At 75.7% G+C, this 2,499-nt stretch carries 2 protein-coding genes; both read left to right on the top strand.

Features of this window, described 5'->3' with window-relative positions; all coding sequences use genetic code 11:
* Positions 1-1,119: hypothetical protein (locus VKG64_18185; GenBank protein HKB26969.1), on the top strand; the 1,119-nt coding region annotated here is incomplete at its 5' end.
* Between the two features lie 17 nt (positions 1,120-1,136).
* A partial coding sequence (locus VKG64_18180; GenBank protein ID HKB26968.1) for an excinuclease ABC subunit UvrA occupies positions 1,137-2,499 on the top strand: 1,363 nt, incomplete at its 3' end.

The raw sequence follows: 2,499 nt of genomic DNA, 5'->3' as shown, positions 1-2,499 counted from the left end.
GCGCGCCCCGCGCCCGCCGGCGCGCTCGTCCTCGCGGGCGCCGCGGGCTTCGTGCTCCCGGTCGTCGTCGTCGCGGCCGCGGTCGGGGCCGCGCCCTGGAGCGCGTGGAGCCGCGCGGCGTCCCAGCCCGCGTTCACGTTCGGCGAGCGCAGCGTGTGGGTGACCGACGGGCGCGGGTTCGTCCGCCCCGAGTCGCTCGACTTCAGCGAGGCCCACCGGGTCACCGCGCTCGTCCCGGGCGCCTACCGGATCGTCGAGCAGACGGGCGACGCCCGCGTCACGCGCGAGTGGCGGCTCGGACCCGGCGACGCGCTCACGCTGCGGCCCGGCGACCGTCTGGTGCTCGAGGCCGGTGCGCGCGTCCGCTTCGAGGCCGGCAAGCGCGTGCCGGGCGCGCCGGCCTCGGGAGCCGAGTGGGCCGATCCGCCCGGGCGCCGCTCGCCACAGGCGGCGGCCCGCGCGCTCGGCGCGGCGCTGACGCTCGCCGGCGGCGCCCTCGTCATGCTGCGGGCGTCGGCGGCACCCGCGCCCGCGCGCGCGCGGGCCGCGCCGGTGCTGCTGCTCGTGCTCGTGCTCGCGGCGGTCGCGTGGGGCGTGTACGCGGCGAGCACGGCGCCCGACCTCGCCCTCGGCGCGCCGGGCCGGGCGGGGCTCGTCGAGCTTCCCGCGCGCGTGGTCTCCGGCCTCGCCGGGCGCGCCCTCACCGGTGTGGCCGTGGTCTCGCTGCTCGTCTTGAGCCTGGCGGGCGCGTGCGCGCTGCGGGGCCTCGCGGGCTCGGCGAGCGGGTCGGCGCGGGGAGCGTCCTTCGTGTGGGCGGGGCTCGTCGTGCTGGCGGCGGCGGCGAGCGTCTGGCCCGCCGACGCCTGGCGCGTGTTCCTGGCCGGCTGCGGCCTCGCGGCGTCGGCGGCCTGGGCGCCCGGGCTCGCCGGCGGCGGCGGCGAGCGCGCCGGCGCCGCGGGCTCGCTCGCCGGCGCGGTGGTGTTCGTCCTGCTCTGGGTGGGCGCCGCGCGGCTCCCGGGCTGGGCCGCCGCCGCGGGCGCCTACCCGGCCCTCGTCGCCGCGCCGGTTGCCTTCGTCGCGGCCCGCGCCTGGCGGGTTGCCCGGACCACGCGGGGCTGACACAATAGGCTTTCGACATGGCCAGCGACAAGATCGTCATCAGGGGTGCCCGCGAGCACAATCTGAAGAACATCGACCTCGAGATCCCGCGCGACCAGCTCGTCGTCATCACGGGGCTCTCGGGGTCCGGGAAATCGTCGCTGGCCTTCGACACGATCTACGCCGAGGGGCAGCGCCGCTACGTCGAGTCGCTCTCCGCCTACGCGCGGCAGTTTCTCGAGCAGATGGAGAAGCCCGAGGTGGACTCGATCGAGGGCCTGTCGCCGGCGATCTCGATTGAGCAGAAGACGACGTCGAAGAACCCGCGCTCGACCGTCGGCACCGTCACCGAGATCTACGACTACCTGCGCGTGCTCTTCGCGCGGGTCGGCGTGCCTCACTGCCCGTCGTGCGACCGCGTCATCTCGGCGCAGACGGTCCAGCAGATGGTGGACCGCGTGCTCGGGCAGGCGCCGGGGACGCGGCTGCTCGTGCTCGCGCCGATCGTCCGCGGGCGCAAGGGCGAGTACAAGAAGCTCTTCTTCGACCTCCAGCGCCAGGGGTACACGCGCGTCCGCGTGAACGGCGCCGTCCGCGAGCTCGGCGAGGAGATCGAGCTCGACAGGAAGCGCAAGCACACGATCGAGGTGGTCGTGGACCGGCTCGTCGTGCGCGACACCCTCGGCGCGCGCCTCGCCGACTCGCTCGAGACGGCGCTGCGCCTCGCCGACGGGATCGTGCAGGTCGAGCCGGTGAGCGAGGCGGGCAAGCCCGGCGAGCCCATGCTGTTCTCCGAGCGGCTCGCGTGCGCCGACTGCGGGATCTCGCTCCCCGAGGTGTCGCCGCGGATGTTCTCGTTCAACAGCCCGTACGGCGCCTGCCAGGAGTGCGGCGGCATCGGCTCGCGCGACGAGCTCGACCCCGACCGCCTGGTGCCGAACCCGGCGCGCTCGCTCAAGGAGGGGGCGCTGGCGCCCTGGGCCGGCCGCGAGTCCACCTACTTCCGGCAGACCCTCCAGGTGCTCGCCAAGCGCCACCGGTTCTCGCTCGACACGCCGTGGAGCGAGCTTCGCCGGGGCGTGCGCGACGTGATCCTCCACGGCGAGAAGGACGGCGGCTTCGAGGGCGTCGTGGCCATCCTCGAGCGCCGCTACCGGGAGACGACGTCCGAGGAGGCGCGCGCGGAGATCCAGCAGTTCATGGCCGAGCGCCCGTGCCCCGCGTGCGGCGGCGCGCGTCTCCGGCGCGAGTCGCTCGGCTTCAAGCTGGCGGGCCACTCGATCGCCGACGTCGTGCGCCTGACCATCAAGGAGGCGGGCACGTTCTTCGGCGGCCTGAAGCTCAACGAGCGCGAGGCCGCGATCGCGCGGCGGGTGCTCAAGGAGATCCGGGAGCGGCTCG

Source organism: Candidatus Methylomirabilota bacterium (assembly GCA_035260325.1).
In the GTDB taxonomy this organism is placed as follows: Bacteria; Methylomirabilota; Methylomirabilia; order Rokubacteriales; family CSP1-6; genus AR19.
This window is presented reverse-complemented; position numbering and strand designations above follow the sequence as displayed.